The organism is Vibrio sp. VP6, assembly GCF_028823755.1.
GTDB classification, from domain to species: domain Bacteria; phylum Pseudomonadota; class Gammaproteobacteria; order Enterobacterales; family Vibrionaceae; genus Vibrio; species Vibrio parahaemolyticus.
In genome coordinates, this window is record NZ_JAPEID010000045.1 from 1 (window position 1) to 17,316 (window position 17,316).

The window sequence follows — 17,316 nt, forward strand, 5'->3', positions numbered from 1 at the left end:
ACCCTGCTGAAGCCTTATCGCGTCTGCCGTGTCGGTGGATGCGCATTATAGGGAGTTGAGTTCCGAGCGCAACCCTTTTTTGAAAAAAAATGGATAAAACTAGCTGTTCGATGACTATTTCATCAAAAAAGTAAAAAAGAGGGTAAAAAACCCTCTTTTTCTGCCTGAAACGCGGAATTTAAATGAATGCGTACGCGTCTGCAAACATACGTTCACTCTTCGCTTTTTTATTCTGAGTGAATTGCTCACGTGCTGCGCCCGCCATTTCAAAACGACCTGCAATATAGATATCGTAGTTTTCTAGGCTTTCGAAATCATCACTCACGGCTTGTAGTACATTACCGACTTTCCCTTGCCAATCTGCTGGGGCTTCCTCAACAACCGGAACAAAGTGAACATTTGCGTATTTCTGTGCAAGTTCGAGCAATTCGTCTTTCGCATACAGCTGGCAATTATCACGAGCACCCCAGTATAAATAGATAGGGTTGGTTTTATTCTGCGCTACGCAATGATCCAGAATCGAACGTACGTAACTAAAACCTGTACCGCCAGCGATCAATAACAGCGGGCGTTCACTGTCTTCTTGTACCCATGCATCACCGTGCGGCGCATCGATTTCAATATCATTACCTGTTTCTAACGCAGCTTTCATCGCTTCGACAACTTCGATGGCGTAAGCGTTGTGTTCAGCAGCTCCGATATGAAGTTCTAATTCGCCTTCATGTCGGCAAGGGCTGCTTGCAATCGAGAATGGGCGTTTATCCTTTTCTCCCATCACAACCATCAGGTATTGGCCAGCTTTAAACGCAACTGGAGACTCAGGGTGCAGTAGAATTTGGTAAGTATTACAAGCTAACGGCTGAATAGACTTTACTTTACATTGGATGGTCATGGTGTTCCTCTCGCTTACTCATCAAAAGTAAGCACTAAATTACTTTCTGTATAGGCTTGGCAAGGGAATATCCAACCTTGCTGCTGCTCTTTATTGGTTAGCATGGGTTCGAGGTGATATGTCACCTCGCCCGATAGCTTTTTACACATGCACATGGCACAAGCGCCAACTTGGCAACGATGTGGGAAGCGAATATTGTTGTTGAGCGCGGCTTCCAACACCGTTTCCCCTTCTTTAACCTCAAATGTTACGTCTATAGGCAGAAGGTGGACTTGATGACTCATAGAATACCTAACTGGTCCCAAATCTCATCGACTTTAGCCACAAGTTTAGGATCTTTTTTAATTGGCGTACCCCACTCACGCGTGACTTCAGATTCGAACTTGTTAGTCGCATCCAGTCCGAGTTTGGACGAACTTTCTGCCTTACCTGATACTTGAGTGGTATCTCTATCCGGATCCATACGAGTGGTCACCGCCCAAATGATGTCATTCCAATCTCGCGCATTGACGTCCTCATCACACAAGATAACGAACTTGTTGTCGGTGTACTGCGCGAAGAAGTCCCACAGGTATTCCATTAATGCTTGAGATTGGCCCGCTTGGTCTTTCTTCATCGTAACGACGGCAAAACGATTATTGGTTGTTGGTGGTAGATAGATATCAATAATCTCTGGACGCTGTTGTTTCAGTGATTCCAAATCGGCTTCTGTTATTACTTTACTGTCTTGCTTACTGATTTGGGGACGTGTTGCAAGTTCCGCATCCCATTTGATGGTCGCATCTAGTCCCATTTTGGAACCTAACCCCACCACTGGCGACGCAAAGTCGAGAGAATCGATTGGCGTGTTGTCTATCATCAAGGTATCGCGCACTGGATCCATATGTTCGGTCATCGCTTTGACGACGTCATTCCAGTCGCGCGCATTTACCGACTCATCACACACAATCACAAACTTGGTGTACATGAACTGACGCAAGAAGGACCACACTCCCATCATCACGCGCTTCGCATGACCTGGGTATTGCTTCTTCATAGTTACAACGGCCATGCGATACGAACAACCTTCTGGCGGTAGGTAGAAGTCTTCAATCTCAGGGAATTGCTTTTGCAGAATTGGCACGAATACTTCATTCAGTGCCACGCCTAATACCGCTGGCTCATCTGGCGGACGACCAGTATAGGTACTGTGATAAATTGGGTCTTTACGCATGGTGATGTGCGTAATGGTAAAGACGTGATGCTTTTCTTTTTCGTTATAGTAGCCAGTGTGATCGCCGTAAGGGCCTTCATCGGCAAACTCGTTCGGGTCGATGTACCCTTCCATGACGATTTCAGCACTTGCTGGGACTTCCAAATCGTTACTGATGGATTTGACCACTTCGGTTTTACTGCCACGCAGCAAACCAGCAAAGGCATATTCTGATAACGTATCCGGCACTGGCGTCACCGCACCAAGGATAGTGGCAGGGTCGGCACCAAACGCCACGGAAACTGGGAACGGCTTACCCGGGTTGGTTTCCATCCAATCATGCAAATCTAACGCGCCACCACGGTGAGCTAGCCAACGCATGATGATTTTGTTTTTGGCGATTTTTTGTTGGCGGTAGATACCGAGGTTCTGACGTTTTTTATTCGGCCCTTTGGTGACCGTCAAACCCCACGTTAATAATGGTGCTACGTCTTCCGCCCAACAACTCATCACCGGAATTTTATCCAAATCGACTTCGTCACCTTGCCATACAATGTCTTGGCATGGCGCTTTACGCAGTCGCTTGGCTGGCATATTCAACACTTGCTTGAATACTGGCAGTTTTTCCAATGCGTCTTTGAAGCCTTTTGGTGGCTCAGGTTCTTTTAAGTAAGCCAGCAGTTTGCCGACTTCGCGTAATTCTTTTACGTCTTCACGCCCCATACCTATCGCAACGCGCTCTGGCGTACCAAACAGGTTGGTCAGAACAGGAACGTTGTAGCCGATTGGATTTTCAAACAACAGCGCAGGGCCACCAGCACGTAAGGTGCGGTCGCTGATCTCTGTCATTTCGTAAGCGGGATCGACAGGGTGAGTAATGCGTTTAAGTCGACCTTTCTGTTCTAGATGGTCGATAAATTCGCGTAAATCCTTAAAACTCATAGGCCTTCATGCTGGCTGATTAAACTGTCCGCAGTATAACAAATAGGAGGACGCTAAGATCCTCCTATTTTGTGTGGGTATGTGAGCAGGGTTACTTTAATACTTGCTCGATCTGACGAGCCTTTACTTGGCGGTTACTTGAAATTAATTCTTCAAGCCATGTTTGGTGGCCTTGTTGAGCCAGTTGACGAGCGACCAGTGTCGCCTCTTCAGATAATGCCATTTTCGCAATAAGAAACTGTTTCACTTCCGGCGATAATGGATTGGATTTGGTGAGTAAGCGAATCGCGAGAGGTTTGAGGCTTGGGTTGATCGTGGCATTCATCAACTGCTGCAAAGAGAAAGCATCTCCTGTATCAGCTAAGCGCTTGAGTTCCTGTTGGCTATTGTAATCGGCGCGCATTCGCCATAGTAAATTGTACATAGCTTTGTCTTGGCTGACTTGCGCCATACGAACGACCACTGCTGTGGACGGTAGCCAACTGGTGACATTCGCTTGAGTTAACTGCGTCGTTAAGGCCTTTAACGCACTTGGCGATAAGCTATCTAGCTCACGAATGAGCAAGGATTCTCTTGTCTGAATTTGTTGAGACGTCCCCGTTAACCATTGCTGCAGGTTTAACTCTTTTCGTTCAGCTTGCAGCACAAAATCTAACGTGCTTTGGTCTTGCTTCCAACGCTTAATTAAACGACTCGCAATCGCTGGGTAATTGAATGCGGGTACACTGAATTCATAGCCATCGCCTCGCTCCAACATTTGATACGTTGGTGTCAAACGAACTTGCGATTCCACGAACAGTGCCATGCGCGGGGTAAGTATGATGTTTTGCTGTTCTAATTTTTCCAACAGGCGAAAACGCACCACCTCTTGCTGAGGAAAAGCGAGCCGATCGAGGGAAAATTTAAGCGAATCAACCTCATCTCTGACCACGTACTCAAGGAGTTCAGAAACTTTGGTTTGAATTTGAGTATCCTGAAGCCACTGCTCTACCACAGACTCCTGCATTTCCTTCGCAGAAACGGCCACGGGTAGAGTGAGCAGTGACAAGCTCAGGAGTAATGACGACAACATTCCTTGTTGCATGTTAACCTCCCGATAACATTTGTTCTCATTCTGCTGCTTCTATTGATAGAAAGCAATAAAAAAGCCACCATTTTTGTGGTGGCTTTTTCAAAATAAGAACTCAGTTATTACTGACGACGCATAGCATCGAAGAACTCATCATTCGTCTTCGTCATTGCTAGCTTATCGATTAGGAATTCCATTGCGTCGATTTCGCCCATTGGGTGAACGATCTTACGCAGAATCCACATCTTCTGTAGTTCGTCAGTCTTCGTCAGTAGCTCTTCACGACGTGTACCTGAGCGGTTGAAGTCAATCGCAGGGAATACACGCTTCTCAGCAATCTTACGGTTCAAGTGCAGTTCCATGTTACCTGTACCCTTGAACTCTTCGTAGATAACTTCATCCATTTTAGAACCAGTATCTACTAGTGCCGTTGCGATGATAGTTAGGCTGCCGCCTTCTTCTACGTTACGTGCCGCACCGAAGAAACGCTTAGGACGGTGCAATGCGTTTGCATCCACACCACCTGTCAGTACTTTACCTGATGAAGGCACTACGGTGTTGTAAGCACGAGCTAGACGAGTGATAGAGTCAAGCAGGATAACCACGTCTTTCTTGTGTTCAACAAGACGTTTTGCTTTCTCGATTACCATTTCTGCCACTTGTACGTGACGAGATGCTGGCTCATCGAAAGTCGACGCTACTACTTCACCTTTAACTAGACGCTGCATCTCTGTTACTTCTTCTGGACGTTCGTCGATAAGAAGTACCATCAACTCACACTCTGGATGGTTGTATGCGATGCTTTGAGCGATATTTTGCAGAAGCATTGTCTTACCCGCTTTTGGCGGAGCAACAATCAGACCACGTTGACCTTTACCGATAGGCGATGCCAAGTCTAAAACACGTGCTGTGATGTCTTCTGTAGAACCGTTACCACGCTCCATTACCATGCGTTCATTCGCATGCAGAGGGGTAAGGTTTTCAAATAGGATCTTGTTACGAGCGTTGTCTGGTTTGTCGTCGTTAACTGTATTGACTTTTAGAAGGGCAAAGTAGCGTTCACCGTCTTTTGGTGGGCGAATTTTACCAGCAATTGAGTCACCAGTACGTAGGTTAAAACGACGAATCTGACTTGGTGATACGTAGATGTCGTCCGGACCAGCAAGGTACGAACTGTCTGCACTGCGTAGGAAACCAAAGCCGTCTTGCAGAATTTCCAGAACCCCATCGCCAAAGATGTCTTCGCCGCCTTTAGCGTGTGCTTTTAAAATCGCGAAGATGATGTCTTGTTTTCTTAAGCGAGCTAGGTTCTCTAGTCCTAAGCTTTCGCCCAGTTTTACAAGGTCAGACACAGGTCTGTTCTTCAGTTCGGTAAGGTTCATGGTGGTGGATTCTTGTTTAGTCAAAATAAGATCTGTTTTCTAGTTAAGATGGATTTGGTCTCAGGATCGACCAAGAAGAGAAATTTGTTCAATTAACGCGCGATAAGTTAGCACTAATTAATATTCTAGTCCAGAGTTAGAAAAACAAAACCGCGCATTGTTACATTGCACGGTTTTATCTGTAATCACTTGGTGATTATAAGTTTGCGTCCAAGAACTCTTTAAGCTGAGTCTTAGACAAAGCACCAACTTTCGTTGCCGCTACGTTGCCGTCTTTGAATAACAGTAGCGTTGGAATACCGCGAATACCAAACTTAGGCGGCGTGCCTGCGTTATGGTCGATGTTTAGTTTACCGATAGTGAGTTTGCCTTCGTACTCTTCAGCGATTTCGTCCAGGATAGGAGCGATCATTTTACAAGGACCACACCATTCTGCCCAAAAATCTACGAGAACTGGGCCTGCAGCATTGATTACATCGTTTTCAAAACCGTCATCAGTTAGCTGCAAAATCTTATCACTCATCTTCCACTCCAATGTGTTTTTCGAAACTGGTTGGATGATAACCAGTAATTAGATGCCCTATTGGAATGTATTTACTTTCGTATTGCAAGCTTTAGCTGATATTCTATAGCCATGAAAAAGACGCATATCACAGAGCAAAAGTTCGCCGATTTGGGTTTACAGCCCCAAGTTACTGAAGGATTGGAAAAAAAAGGGTTCGAATATTGTACCCCTATCCAAGCCTTGGCGTTGCCGGTACTGCTCACCGGCCAAGACATCGCAGGCCAGGCCCAAACGGGCACTGGTAAAACGCTTGCGTTTTTAACTGCAACCTTCAACCACCTACTTACGACACCTGAGCACGAAGGCCGTCAACCAACGCAACCGCGTGCAATTATTATGGCGCCAACGCGTGAGCTAGCGATTCAGATCTTCAACGATGCTGAGCCGCTGATTGCAAGTACAGGTCTAAAAGCCGCATTAGCTTACGGTGGCGAAAGCTACGATAAGCAACTTGCGAAGCTACAAGATGGCGTAGACATTCTAATCGGCACGACTGGCCGTATCATCGATTTCTACAAACAGCGCGTTTTCAATCTAAACAACATTCAAGCAGTTGTGTTAGATGAAGCCGACCGCATGTTCGATCTTGGCTTTATTAAAGACATTCGTTTCTTGTTCCGTCGTATGCCTGAGCCAAAAGAGCGTTTGAACATGTTGTTCTCTGCGACTTTGTCTTACCGCGTGCAAGAGTTGGCTTTCGAGCATATGCACAATCCTGAGCATGTTGTGGTTGAGCCAGCACAAAAAACCGGTCACCGTATCCAAGAAGAGCTGTTCTACCCATCTAATGAAGACAAGATGGCTCTACTTCAAACTCTGATTGAAGAAGAATGGCCAGATCGCGCAATCGTGTTTGCGAACACCAAACATAAATGTGAGTCAGTTTGGGGCCACTTGGCGGCAGATGGTCACCGCGTTGGCCTACTAACAGGTGATGTTCCACAGAAGAAACGTGAAAAGATTCTTGAGCAATTTACTAAAGGTGATGTCGACATTCTTGTTGCGACTGACGTTGCAGCCCGTGGGCTACACATTCCTCAAGTAACGCACGTATTCAACTATGACCTGCCTGACGATTGTGAAGATTACGTACACCGCATTGGTCGTACGGGTCGTGCGGGCGCGAGCGGTCACTCAATCAGCTTTGCGTGTGAAGAATACGCAATCAACTTGCCTGCGATTGAAGAATACATCGAACACACCATTCCTGTGTCGGAATACGATGCATCAGCTCTGATTCAAGATCTGCCTGCGCCAATCCGCATGCGTGCGCCGCGCGTTCAGCAACGCCGCACCAACACCGGTGGTACTCGCTCTGGTAACCGTAAGCCTCAAGGACGTCGTCCTCGTCAGCCACGTCAATCAGCGCCGAAACAATCATAAAAGGAAACTGAAGTCGTTTATGAGTCAAGCAGGATCATCACCGCTATACGCAGCCATCGACCTCGGGTCGAACAGTTTTCACATGCTCGTTGTGCGTCACATCGATGGCAGCGTTCAAACAATGGCTAAAATTAAGCGCAAAGTTCGTCTAGCGGCGGGCTTAGATGAACATAATTCTCTTAGTATGGAAGCTATGCAGCGAGGATGGGACTGCTTAAGTCTATTTGCGGAACGCTTGCAGGATATTCCTACACAAAACATTCGCATTGTCGGCACAGCGACTTTACGTACTGCCACCAATGTGGATGTATTTCTAGAGAAAGCGAACCAGATTCTGGGGCAGCCAATCGAAGTCATCTCTGGTGAAGAAGAAGCCGCCACTATCTATAAAGGTGTTGCCCACACATCAGGTGGTAGTGGTCGTCGCCTTGTGGTTGATATTGGTGGCGCGAGCACTGAGCTGATTATTGGCGAAGGTTTTGAAGCGAAAGCCCTCACCAGCCTAAAAATGGGCTGCGTGACATGGTTGGAGAACTTCTTTAAAGATCGCCAACTGAATGCCCGTAACTTCGAAGCTGCGATTGAAGGCGCAAAGCAAACCATCAAGCCAATCTTAGAACAGTACACCGATCTTGGTTGGGATGTGTGCGTAGGTGCATCTGGTACCGTTCAGGCGCTACAAGAAATCATGCTGGCGCAGGGTATGGACGAAGTAATTACTCACTCCAAACTTAAGCGTTTACAAAAGCAAGCCATGCTAGCCGATCATTTGGAAGAGCTCGACATCGAAGGTTTAACGCTTGAGCGTGCCTTGGTCTTCCCTAGCGGCCTGTCTATTCTTATCGCGATTTTCGAGTTACTTGAAATCGATGCGATGACACTCGCGGGCGGCGCACTGCGTGAAGGCTTGGTTTATGAAATGGTCGACGAGCTGCGTCAAAATGACATTCGTGCTCGCACCATTTGTAGCGTGCAAAGCCGTTATCAGCTTGATTGCCAATATGGTGAACAAGTGGCAACGCTGGCTGGTAAGCTTTTAGAGCAAGCCGGTGGCAATGAGTGGATTGCTGAGCCTCAAGGTAAAGTTCTGCTCGAAACCACAGCAAAATTGCACGAAATTGGCCTAACCATCGACTTTAAAAAAGGCGGTGAACATAGTGCTTACTTACTGCAAAACCTCGATTTGCCAGGCTATACACGTGCGCAGAAGTTCTTTATTGGTGAAATTGCGCGCCGTTACCGCGAGCAGCTAAGCTCACTGCCAGAGCAACATGCTATATCTGGAACAAGTGCCAAACGCGTGCTGCGCTTGCTGCGTCTTGCAGTTCTACTGACCCACCGCCGCAACCCAAGCTTAGAACCACAAGTCGAGCTATTGGCTGAAGGTGATAAACTGACGTTGAACATTGATGCGAAATGGCTAGAAGCTAACCCGCTTACGGCTGCTGAGTTAGAAATAGAATCGAACCGTCAAACAGACATTGGTTGGCCATTAACGATTACCGCTTGCTAATGATTGTTATCGAGTAAAAAGGCTCCTTATGGAGCCTTTTTGTTATTTGGCATTCCAATGTACAGTGCTTGGAGCTTTAGAACACCCATGATCTTATTGCTCCTTGTGCTGTACAACGAGACTCGTACCCGTCCTTCAAATACAAAAAAGCCGCTGGATTCAGCGGCTTTTTGTTATTCACATTCAATCAGCGAGATTACGCAGCCGTACTCACTTTGAAGTCTGGGTTTACTGCGGTTAGCTTCTTAATCAGATAATTCAGTAATACACCGTACATTGGGACAAACAAGCCAAGGCTGATCACCAACTTGAAGCCGTAATCCACCAGCGCGATTTCCGTCCAATGCTCAGCCATAAATGGATCTGGACTTTGGTAGAATGCAATCGCAAAGAACGCAATGGTATCTAGCGCATTACCAAAGAGTGTCGAACACGTTGGTGCTACCCACCACTGCTTCATTTGGCGTAGACGGTTGAACACATGCACATCCATGATCTGACCAAGTAAGTAAGCCATGAAACTCGCAATCGCAATACGTGCGACAAACAGGTTAAATTCCCCTAGATGGCTAAATCCTTGGAACTGACCTTCAAAGAACACAACCGAAAGGAAGTAAGACACCGCTAACGCAGGCAACATCACTAAGAAGATGATCTTACGCGCTAACTGAGCACCAAAAATACGAACAGTTAAGTCTGTCGCTAGGAAGATAAATGGGAAGGTAAATGCGCCCCAAGTGGTGTGCAGACCGAAGATAGTAAACGGTAGCTGAACCAGATAATTGCTGGATGCAATAATGACTAGATGGAATAAAACCAGATAGATAAGGGCGTTGCGCTGCTGCGCAGGGGTAAAGTTACTCATGCGATACCTTTTTAGTTTGGTTTGGGGGCGAGGGAACCCAAATCGAGCATTTTCATTAACGAAAACGACTCTTACCAACAATGTAAAATGAAAATTCAAATCGGCTTCACTCATTCCAAGCGAAGCGGTGGGCGATTATACATTAACCAATTGCGCTCGCAAGCGGTGCTTTTTACGCAAACGTTTATCCGATAATTTCACCTTTACACCAAAGAATTGGGCGAAAAACGAAAAAGGGTGTTTCATGTGAAACACCCTATAAGGAAATGATTTAAAGAGTTGATAAGTTGAGTTTAGAAGCCGCGTTGAAATAATCCAGCAAGATAATCGAGCTCTTCCCTACTCTCTTCAATGTTCAGCGCTTCAAACCAAATCGCTTCACTGTAATGCTCCGCTTTCATAAATAAGCGGCAACCTTCAAAATCGATCAGCCAAGAGTGGATATCCGCATCCCACTGTTTTTCGATTACCGTCGCAGAGAGTAAACCCACCAAACGCTCACCTAACGCCGGAAAGGTGTCTAAATCAAATCTTGGGGCTGCAATCAGCAAACGACCTTCTTCGGCAATGTATTCTGTTAGGCCAAATTCCTTCTGCATTTTGGTTCCTTATCCGTGGTGAGTGATGTGTTCTTGAATCAGATCCAAGAATGGATCGGCATATTTTTCTAATTTACGTTGACCTACCCCGCTCACCGCCAGCATTTCGCCATACGACGTCGGCAGAATCTCCGCCATATCAATCAAGGTCGCATCACTAAATACAACGTATGGTGGTAAGCCATCTTCATCGGCAATCGACTTACGCAGCTTGCGTAATTTCGCAAACAGCTTCTTATCGTAGTTTTTGCTGGTCAGTTTGTCCGACTTCGCAGCGCGTGCTGCGGTATCCAAACGAGGAACCGCTAGCTCGAGCGACACATCCCCGCGCAATAATGGTCGAGCTTCCTCGGTCAGTTGCAACGTCGAGTTTCGAGTAATGTTTTGAAACAGCAGACCTTTGTGGATTAACTGGCGGAAGATACTCACCCAGTAATCATGGCTGTGATCGCGGCCAATGCCGTATGTAGAGATCTTATCGTGGCCATGTTCACGCACGCGGATATTTTGCATACCACGCAGCACCTCAACCACATACGTCATACCAAAGCTTTGGTTAACGCGGTAAACACACGACAACGCTTTTCGCGCTTCTTCTGTCGCATCAAAATGTTTGGGTGGATCGAGGCAGATATCGCAGTTACCACAAGGCTTCTCGCGGTATTCACCAAAGTAGTTGAGCAGAACCTGACGACGACAGGTTTGCGCTTCCGCAAAGGCACTCATCGCATTAAGTTTATGGCTTTCTACTTGCTTTTGCGGTCCATCGTCTTTTTCATCCAGCATGCGACGTAGCCAACTGATGTCTGCAGGGTCGTACAACATCATCGCTTCAGCAGGCAAACCATCTCGCCCTGCTCGTCCCGTTTCTTGGTAGTAGGATTCAATATTGCGCGGAATATCAAAGTGCACCACAAAACGGACGTTCGGCTTGTTGATACCCATACCAAAGGCAACCGTCGCGACCACGATTTGAATGTCATCACGCTGAAACGCCTCTTGAACGTAAGCACGCTCATCAGCGTCCATCCCTGCATGATAGCCCGCCGCACGGATGTGGTTGTTGCACAACTTCTCCGTCACCATTTCGACTTTCTTACGGCTACCACAGTAAATGATGCCGCAATTGCCCTTTTGGGTGTCGAGATAACGAATGATCTGAGAAATCGGCTTGTGCTTCTCGACCAGGTTGTAGCGGATATTCGGACGGTCAAAACTGCCTAAGTGGACATGAGGTTCATGCAAACGTAAGCGTTCAAGAATGTCGCGACGTGTAGCGTCATCCGCAGTGGCGGTGAGCGCCATAAATGGCACATGCGAAAAATGCTGCTTTAGCTGACCCAGCGCGGCGTATTCGGGACGGAAATCGTGCCCCCACTGCGAGATACAGTGCGCTTCATCCACCGCAATCATCGCCAAAGGTAGGTTTTCGAGTCGCTCGATGAAGTCACGCATTAACACGCGTTCTGGTGAGACGTAAACCAATTTGAGTTGACCGCTGTGCATGCGGTTATACACACTCAGCAGCTCTTCACGACTCATGGTGGAGTTCACACACTCTGCCGCAACGCCGTTAGCCTTGAGCTGATCGACCTGGTCTTTCATCAAAGAAATCAGCGGCGAAATCACCAAGGTGATGCCACTACGAACCAACGCAGGTATCTGATAGCAAAGAGATTTGCCACCACCTGTCGGCATGATCACCAGACTGTCTTTGCCCTCGACCGCCGATTCGATGACCTCTTGCTGGCCATCACGAAACGTTTGATAACCGAAAACTTCCTCCAACACACGTTGAGGCGTTACAGGTGAGTCTGATTGTTCGGCTAACAAAGTTGAGGTCATGAAAAATCTCAGATTGGGTGATGTAGAAATGCTTTTGCATGCCACCAGCACACAAAGTGAGGGCACATTGTAATGGGGTTTCATGGCGAATAAAACCGCAAATTGTTAGGTGTTTCACACCACGGCTCGTATACTGATTTTCTGCTCTATAAACACACAATTAGGTGACACTTCATGACACCAGAAGAACAACAGCGCGCGCGGCAAGGTGTCCTGCTTGCGGTTGGCGCGTACACGATGTGGGGCATTGCGCCCATGTACTTTAAATCGATAACACAAGTGTCTCCACTCGAGATCTTAAGCCACCGAGTGATTTGGTCTTTCTTTTTGCTTGCCGCACTTCTTCATTTTGGCCGTCACTGGCGCTCGGTTTATCACATTGCCACAGATAAAAAGAAAATCGCGTATTTGCTTTCCAGTTCGATATTGATTGGTGGCAACTGGCTGATCTTCATTTGGGCGGTTAACTCCAATCACATGCTGGATGCCAGCTTAGGCTATTACATCAACCCGCTGATTAACGTGTTGCTCGGTATGGTGTTCTTGGGCGAACGACTACGTAAACTGCAATGGTTTGCTGTGGTATTGGCAGGATGCGGCGTTTTGGTGCAGTTGATCGTCTTTGGTTCGGTGCCAATTGTAGCGATGGCGTTGGCGATGAGCTTCGGTTTTTACGGTTTGCTACGTAAGAAAGTCGCGGTGGATGCTCAAACGGGTTTGTTTGTCGAAACGCTAATCTTATTACCCGCTGCCGCCGTTTATCTTCTGTTTATTGCCAGTTCACCAACGGCAAACATGATTGAAAACCCATGGCAGCTCAATACGTTGTTGATTGCAGCAGGTGTGGTGACGACCTTGCCATTGCTGTGCTTCACTGGTGCCGCGACTCGCCTCAAATTATCAACGCTCGGCTTTTTCCAGTACATCGGCCCTAGCCTGATGTTCTTGCTTGCAGTGTTAATTTACGGCGAGACCTTCACGATGGATAAAGCGATTACGTTCGCCTTTATTTGGGGAGCTCTTGTGGTATTTAGCTTCGATGGGCTGCGCAACAATCGCCGTTCACGCCGAGCCATTCAGTCACAGTGATCGTTTTTTACAAGACAATCTAACAATTGATGGATAAGCTTGGTCATTATGTGACCAAGCTTTTTTTGTATGTAATGGAACAGATTCAATACTACGCGACCGACCATGACCAACTGAGTCTGATCGAGGCGAAATACCAAAAGTTTGCCTTTCAACGGCACTATCATTTGGATTTTCATCTCGGCTTGATCACGCATGGTGAGCAGAAGTTTCATTATCAAGGCTCTCATCACCAAGTCGGTCATGGGCAAATCGTTATTATGCCGCCCGATGAACTGCACGACGGCCAATCTAAGCTTGCCAGTGGCTATCAAGTGAATGTTTTTTCGATCGAACCACACTTACTTAGCGATCTGGCAGATCTTAAGCAAAATGGTCAAATTATCCGCTTTAATGAGTTGATCATCTCCGATCCACAGATATTTTCACAACTTAGTAACTTACATGCTCTGTTGAGACGCGAAAATCTCAGTCAGTTAACCAAAGATTGTCTGCCGTTTGAGGGATTTAACCAACTTTTTGATCGCTACGGATCGCTGGCAAGGCAAAAAGTCATTCCATTAGGTAAGCAATCTATCAACACCTTAAAAGATTACTTAATGGCAAACCTCGACCAATCGGTACGGCTGGAGTCTCTTTCTGAGCTTTGCCAGCTAAGCCCGACTCAATTTCAACGCCATTTCAAAGCGCAAACTGGCATGACACCGTATGCGTGGTTTGCCCGTTTACGACTCGAGCAAGGGATGAAGCTGCTACAAGCAGGACAATGCGGTACTGAAGTCGCGCATCAAATTGGTTTTTACGATCAGGCGCATTTCAGCAAAGCCTTTAAGCAGACTTATGGCGTCTCTCCGTCTCAAGTCACTCGATAGCAGCACGCTCATCTTAGGCTGTCAGTTTTTTACAAGCGCATGCCACAACAAGCCTCCACAATAGCTGCATTGGTAATCTTTGAGATGTGTTATGAATGAATCCACTATCCTGCTGACATTGGCCAGCATTCACTTTATTGCCTTAATGAGCCCAGGCCCCGACTTCGCATTAGTGGTGCAAAATGCCACGCGTCATGGTCGCCAGACGGGCTTATACATAGCTCTTGGCTTATCCGTTGGTATTTTGCTGCACTCATTGTTCAGCCTGACTGGTGTGAGCTACCTTGTGCATCAACATCCTTTGCTGTATTCGGTATTACAACTGCTAGGTGGCAGTTACCTGCTTTACCTCGGTGTTGGGGCCCTGCGCGGCGTGATCGCTACGATCAAAAACCCGCAAACGGATCAACAAAATAAAACAAACAGCTTCGTGATCAGCAACAAGCGTCAGGCTTTTGCCAAAGGTTTTGCTACCAACATTCTCAACCCCAAAGCACTGGTTTTCTTCATCAGCTTGATGTCGAGCTTGGTACCAGCCGGAATGTCGGTCTCAGGCAAAAGCATCGCGTTAGTTATCCTGTTCAGCTTGTCTCTGGTTTGGTTTTCTAGCTTGGCGTGGATGCTCTCAACGCAACGTTTACAACGTCGATTACAACAAGCAGGCATCTACATCGATGGCATCTGTGGTGTGGTATTTACCCTCGTTGGCGGCAGTATCTTGGCGCAAACCATCAGCACGTTAATCGGTTAACTCTCTGATTTAAAAGCGTCGCACACCCGACATTTATTAAAAAGCTGACTCGACGATCTTCTCCATGGCTGCCAAGCTGAACAATCAAACTGGCAACATGGAGAGTCATCATGCAATGGACGTTCAACCAACTCGTGTCTACGGGTCTTTTTCTTAGCGCCTCTATCACCCACACCGCGTTTGCAAACCAAGCCACCGATGCGATTGCCCCAGAGCAAAGTACTGGGCTTGAGCACAAACAACTGGTCAAAGCCAAAGACTATATGGTGACAGCAGCGAACCCAATTGCTACCCAAGCAGGTGCTGATGTACTGGAGCAAGGCGGCAATGCCATTGATGCTATGGTGGCGGTACAACTGATGCTTGGCTTAGTCGAACCACAGTCTTCCGGCATTGGTGGCGGCGCATTTTTGGTGTATTGGGATGGCGAACAACAAAAGCTCACCACTTATGATGGTCGAGAAACTGCGCCCCTCGCCGCAACCCCAACACTGTTTTTGGACGACCAAGACCAGCCGCTGCAATTTTATGATGCCGTTGTAGGCGGACGATCTGTCGCGACGCCGGGCACCGTCAAACTGTTGTGGGATACCCACCAAAAATACGGCAAGCTGGAATGGAAAAAGATCATTCAGCCAGTGATCAACTTGGCTGAGGAAGGTTTTGCCGTCAGTCCTCGTCTCGCCAGTTTGATTGCCAACGACGCCGAGCGTTTATCACGTTTTCCGACCACAAAAGCGTATTTCTTTAACGCCGATGGCTCACCAAAAGCCGAAGGCACACGATTAAAGAATCCAGAATACGCGCAAACCTTGCAAGCCATCGCCAAGCAAGGTGCTCAAGCCTTCTATCAAGGTGATATTGCCAAAGACATTATCGCAACCGTGCAAACTGCTGTGGGTAACCCGAGCGTATTGGCACAACAAGATTTTGATACTTACCGCATCAAACAGAGAGAGCCTGTTTGCGCGGCTTATCAAAGCTACGACATCTGCGGCATGGGGCCACCAAGCTCAGGCGCGCTAACTGTCGGGCAGATCTTGGCTATCACCGAGCAATATGATCTCAAAGGCTGGGGACCAGACAGCGCCAAATCTTGGCAGGTCATTGCGGACGCATCTGGTCTCGCGTTTGCTGATCGCGGTAAGTACATGGCCGATCAAGACTATGTACCCATGCCAACCGAAGGTTTGTTGGACAAAGACTATCTCAAACAACGTGCCGAGCTTATTCAGGTCGGCAAAGCACTGACGAAAGTGGAAGCCGGTAACCCACCGTGGTCACATGCAATGAATCTCAGTATGGATGAATCGATAGAACTTCCTTCCACCAGCCATTTCAACATCGTCGACAAGCAAGGCAATGTGGTTTCAATGACCACCACCATCGAGAACGCCTTTGGCTCGCGCTTAATGGTTCGCGGCTTCCTGCTCAATAACGAGCTAACGGACTTTTCTTTCCGCACTCATCAAAATGGCGTGCCAATCGCCAACCGATTAGAACCGGGCAAACGTCCGCGCTCCTCCATGGCACCGACCATCATCATGAAAGATAATCAACCATACATGGCAATTGGTTCTCCGGGTGGCAGTCGCATTATCGGCTACGTGGCACAAGCCATCATTGCTCATACTCAATGGGACATGGACATTCAGCAAGCGATCAACCAACCAAGAGTGTTAAACCGTTTTGGCACTGTCGACCTCGAGCAAGATAGCGCAGCAACTCAGTTGCAACCGGCACTCGAAAAGATGGGCTTTAAGACCGAAATTCGCGATTTGAATTCCGGTTTACACGCCATTCGCATCACTGAAAATGGCTTAGAAGGTGCTGCGGATCCACGCCGAGAAGGTGCAGCCATCGGAAAATAGTAGCCTTTCGCTCGGCCCTTTGTGCGAGATCTCTCACAAAGGGTTGGGTAAAACTCTCTTTTTTAGCAGTAAAAGCACCCCAAACAACCCATAAGCCATTGAATAGTATAAATACGTGCAGTTTTTAAACGTTTGCGGAATAAAGAAATGTGAACTTGCACCGTTGTTGGATAGCGCCAAAAACGTAATATTAAACCTGTCGGAAGGATGCTGACACGGAACAGGAAACACCACGGATTTGGTGAACTTCAGGAAGAAGAAACGGTTATTCAGGATGAATAGTCGGGCATGGAATGCAAAACTGGACATTGAACGGAATCAATAGCGACTAGGATGGTTGCTACTAAGGACGGGAAATGGACACCTCTGGACGAGGCAAGGACTGAACATCAGGATGATGTCATGGACACCGCTCAGGGAACAAGTGATGAGAGCTAACGAGGATAGTTAGCAGACCAGGATAAGGTCATCAAGGACACCGCTAGG

Annotated in this window: 15 protein-coding genes; 6 read left to right on the forward strand and 9 right to left on the reverse strand. The window is 47.3% G+C overall.

What is annotated here, in order from left to right:
• Positions 1-178 precede the first annotated feature (178 nt).
• The 6 genes from fre to trxA form a co-directional block, all read right to left on the reverse strand.
• Positions 179-892, reverse strand: coding sequence for an NAD(P)H-flavin reductase (gene fre / locus OU793_RS20830; RefSeq protein ID WP_005459134.1), 714 nt, complete (start codon positions 890-892; stop codon positions 179-181).
• A gap of 14 nt (positions 893-906) precedes the next feature.
• Positions 907-1,176, reverse strand: coding sequence for a 2Fe-2S iron-sulfur cluster-binding protein (locus OU793_RS20835; RefSeq protein ID WP_005459133.1), 270 nt, complete (start codon positions 1,174-1,176; stop codon positions 907-909).
• Positions 1,173-3,026 (reverse strand): 4-hydroxy-3-polyprenylbenzoate decarboxylase, encoded by a 1,854-nt coding sequence (gene ubiD, locus OU793_RS20840; RefSeq protein ID WP_140106186.1) that lies wholly within the window; start codon positions 3,024-3,026, stop codon positions 1,173-1,175. The genes OU793_RS20835 and ubiD overlap by 4 nt, the downstream gene beginning before the upstream one ends.
• A 91-nt stretch (positions 3,027-3,117) precedes the next feature.
• Entirely contained in the window at positions 3,118-4,110 is a 993-nt protein-coding gene (locus OU793_RS20845) for a hypothetical protein (RefSeq protein ID WP_159403999.1), read from the reverse strand.
• Between the two features lie 107 nt (positions 4,111-4,217).
• Positions 4,218-5,477 (reverse strand): transcription termination factor Rho, encoded by a 1,260-nt coding sequence (gene rho, locus OU793_RS20850; RefSeq protein ID WP_005378757.1) that lies wholly within the window; start codon positions 5,475-5,477, stop codon positions 4,218-4,220.
• A 196-nt stretch (positions 5,478-5,673) separates the two neighbouring features.
• Complete coding sequence (gene trxA, locus OU793_RS20855; protein WP_005458583.1) at positions 5,674-6,000, reverse strand: thioredoxin TrxA; 327 nt, start codon at positions 5,998-6,000, stop codon at positions 5,674-5,676.
• A 111-nt stretch (positions 6,001-6,111) separates the two neighbouring features.
• Here trxA and rhlB point away from each other — a divergent pair, with 111 nt between their 5' ends.
• Together rhlB and gppA are read left to right on the forward strand one after the other, a co-directional pair.
• A complete protein-coding gene (gene rhlB / locus OU793_RS20860; protein ID WP_005458582.1) occupies positions 6,112-7,425 on the forward strand; it encodes an ATP-dependent RNA helicase RhlB in 1,314 nt (437 codons plus the stop codon).
• Between the two features lie 19 nt (positions 7,426-7,444).
• On the forward strand, positions 7,445-8,938 hold the full coding sequence (gene gppA, locus OU793_RS20865; RefSeq protein ID WP_140289349.1) for a guanosine-5'-triphosphate,3'-diphosphate diphosphatase: 1,494 nt from the start codon (positions 7,445-7,447) through the stop codon (positions 8,936-8,938).
• Positions 8,939-9,134: 196 nt separating this feature from the next.
• Here gppA and OU793_RS20870 read toward each other — a convergent pair whose 3' ends face one another.
• From OU793_RS20870 to recQ, 3 genes are all read right to left on the reverse strand, one after another.
• The gene (locus OU793_RS20870; protein WP_005497391.1) at positions 9,135-9,803 is read right to left on the reverse strand and encodes a 7-cyano-7-deazaguanine/7-aminomethyl-7-deazaguanine transporter; all 669 of its coding nucleotides are present in this window, start codon (positions 9,801-9,803) and stop codon (positions 9,135-9,137) included.
• Between the two features lie 293 nt (positions 9,804-10,096).
• The gene (locus tag OU793_RS20875) at positions 10,097-10,402 is read right to left on the reverse strand and encodes a DUF3630 family protein (RefSeq protein ID WP_005458579.1); all 306 of its coding nucleotides are present in this window, start codon (positions 10,400-10,402) and stop codon (positions 10,097-10,099) included.
• Between the two features lie 9 nt (positions 10,403-10,411).
• Complete coding sequence (gene recQ / locus OU793_RS20880; RefSeq protein ID WP_005458577.1) at positions 10,412-12,247, reverse strand: ATP-dependent DNA helicase RecQ; 1,836 nt, start codon at positions 12,245-12,247, stop codon at positions 10,412-10,414.
• 174 nt (positions 12,248-12,421) lie between these two features.
• Between recQ and rarD the strand changes: the two genes are divergently transcribed.
• From rarD to ggt, 4 genes are all read left to right on the forward strand, one after another.
• Positions 12,422-13,336, forward strand: coding sequence for an EamA family transporter RarD (gene rarD / locus OU793_RS20885; RefSeq protein ID WP_159403998.1), 915 nt, complete (start codon positions 12,422-12,424; stop codon positions 13,334-13,336).
• Positions 13,337-13,410: 74 nt separating this feature from the next.
• Complete coding sequence (locus tag OU793_RS20890) at positions 13,411-14,208, forward strand: AraC family transcriptional regulator (RefSeq protein ID WP_021822348.1); 798 nt, start codon at positions 13,411-13,413, stop codon at positions 14,206-14,208.
• Between the two features lie 91 nt (positions 14,209-14,299).
• Positions 14,300-14,959 (forward strand): LysE family translocator, encoded by a 660-nt coding sequence (locus OU793_RS20895; protein ID WP_024700229.1) that lies wholly within the window; start codon positions 14,300-14,302, stop codon positions 14,957-14,959.
• A gap of 110 nt (positions 14,960-15,069) precedes the next feature.
• A complete protein-coding gene (ggt, locus tag OU793_RS20900) occupies positions 15,070-16,830 on the forward strand; it encodes a gamma-glutamyltransferase (protein ID WP_159403997.1) in 1,761 nt (586 codons plus the stop codon).
• Positions 16,831-17,316: the final 486 nt, after the last annotated feature.

Bases quoted from the DNA above. Each gene is read 5' to 3' on its own strand.
- fre (WP_005459134.1), bottom strand. From the start codon at position 892: ATGACCATCCAATGTAAAGTAAAGTCTATTCAGCCGTTAGCTTGTAAT.
- OU793_RS20835 (WP_005459133.1), bottom strand. From the start codon at position 1,176: ATGAGTCATCAAGTCCACCTTCTGCCTATAGACGTAACATTTGAGGTT.
- ubiD (WP_140106186.1), bottom strand. From the start codon at position 3,026: ATGAGTTTTAAGGATTTACGCGAATTTATCGACCATCTAGAACAGAAA.
- OU793_RS20845 (WP_159403999.1), bottom strand. From the start codon at position 4,110: ATGCAACAAGGAATGTTGTCGTCATTACTCCTGAGCTTGTCACTGCTC.
- rho (WP_005378757.1), bottom strand. From the start codon at position 5,477: ATGAACCTTACCGAACTGAAGAACAGACCTGTGTCTGACCTTGTAAAA.
- trxA (WP_005458583.1), bottom strand. From the start codon at position 6,000: ATGAGTGATAAGATTTTGCAGCTAACTGATGACGGTTTTGAAAACGAT.
- rhlB (WP_005458582.1), top strand. From the start codon at position 6,112: ATGAAAAAGACGCATATCACAGAGCAAAAGTTCGCCGATTTGGGTTTA.
- gppA (WP_140289349.1), top strand. From the start codon at position 7,445: ATGAGTCAAGCAGGATCATCACCGCTATACGCAGCCATCGACCTCGGG.
- OU793_RS20870 (WP_005497391.1), bottom strand. From the start codon at position 9,803: ATGAGTAACTTTACCCCTGCGCAGCAGCGCAACGCCCTTATCTATCTG.
- OU793_RS20875 (WP_005458579.1), bottom strand. From the start codon at position 10,402: ATGCAGAAGGAATTTGGCCTAACAGAATACATTGCCGAAGAAGGTCGT.
- recQ (WP_005458577.1), bottom strand. From the start codon at position 12,247: ATGACCTCAACTTTGTTAGCCGAACAATCAGACTCACCTGTAACGCCT.
- rarD (WP_159403998.1), top strand. From the start codon at position 12,422: ATGACACCAGAAGAACAACAGCGCGCGCGGCAAGGTGTCCTGCTTGCG.
- OU793_RS20890 (WP_021822348.1), top strand. From the start codon at position 13,411: ATGGAACAGATTCAATACTACGCGACCGACCATGACCAACTGAGTCTG.
- OU793_RS20895 (WP_024700229.1), top strand. From the start codon at position 14,300: ATGAATGAATCCACTATCCTGCTGACATTGGCCAGCATTCACTTTATT.
- ggt (WP_159403997.1), top strand. From the start codon at position 15,070: ATGCAATGGACGTTCAACCAACTCGTGTCTACGGGTCTTTTTCTTAGC.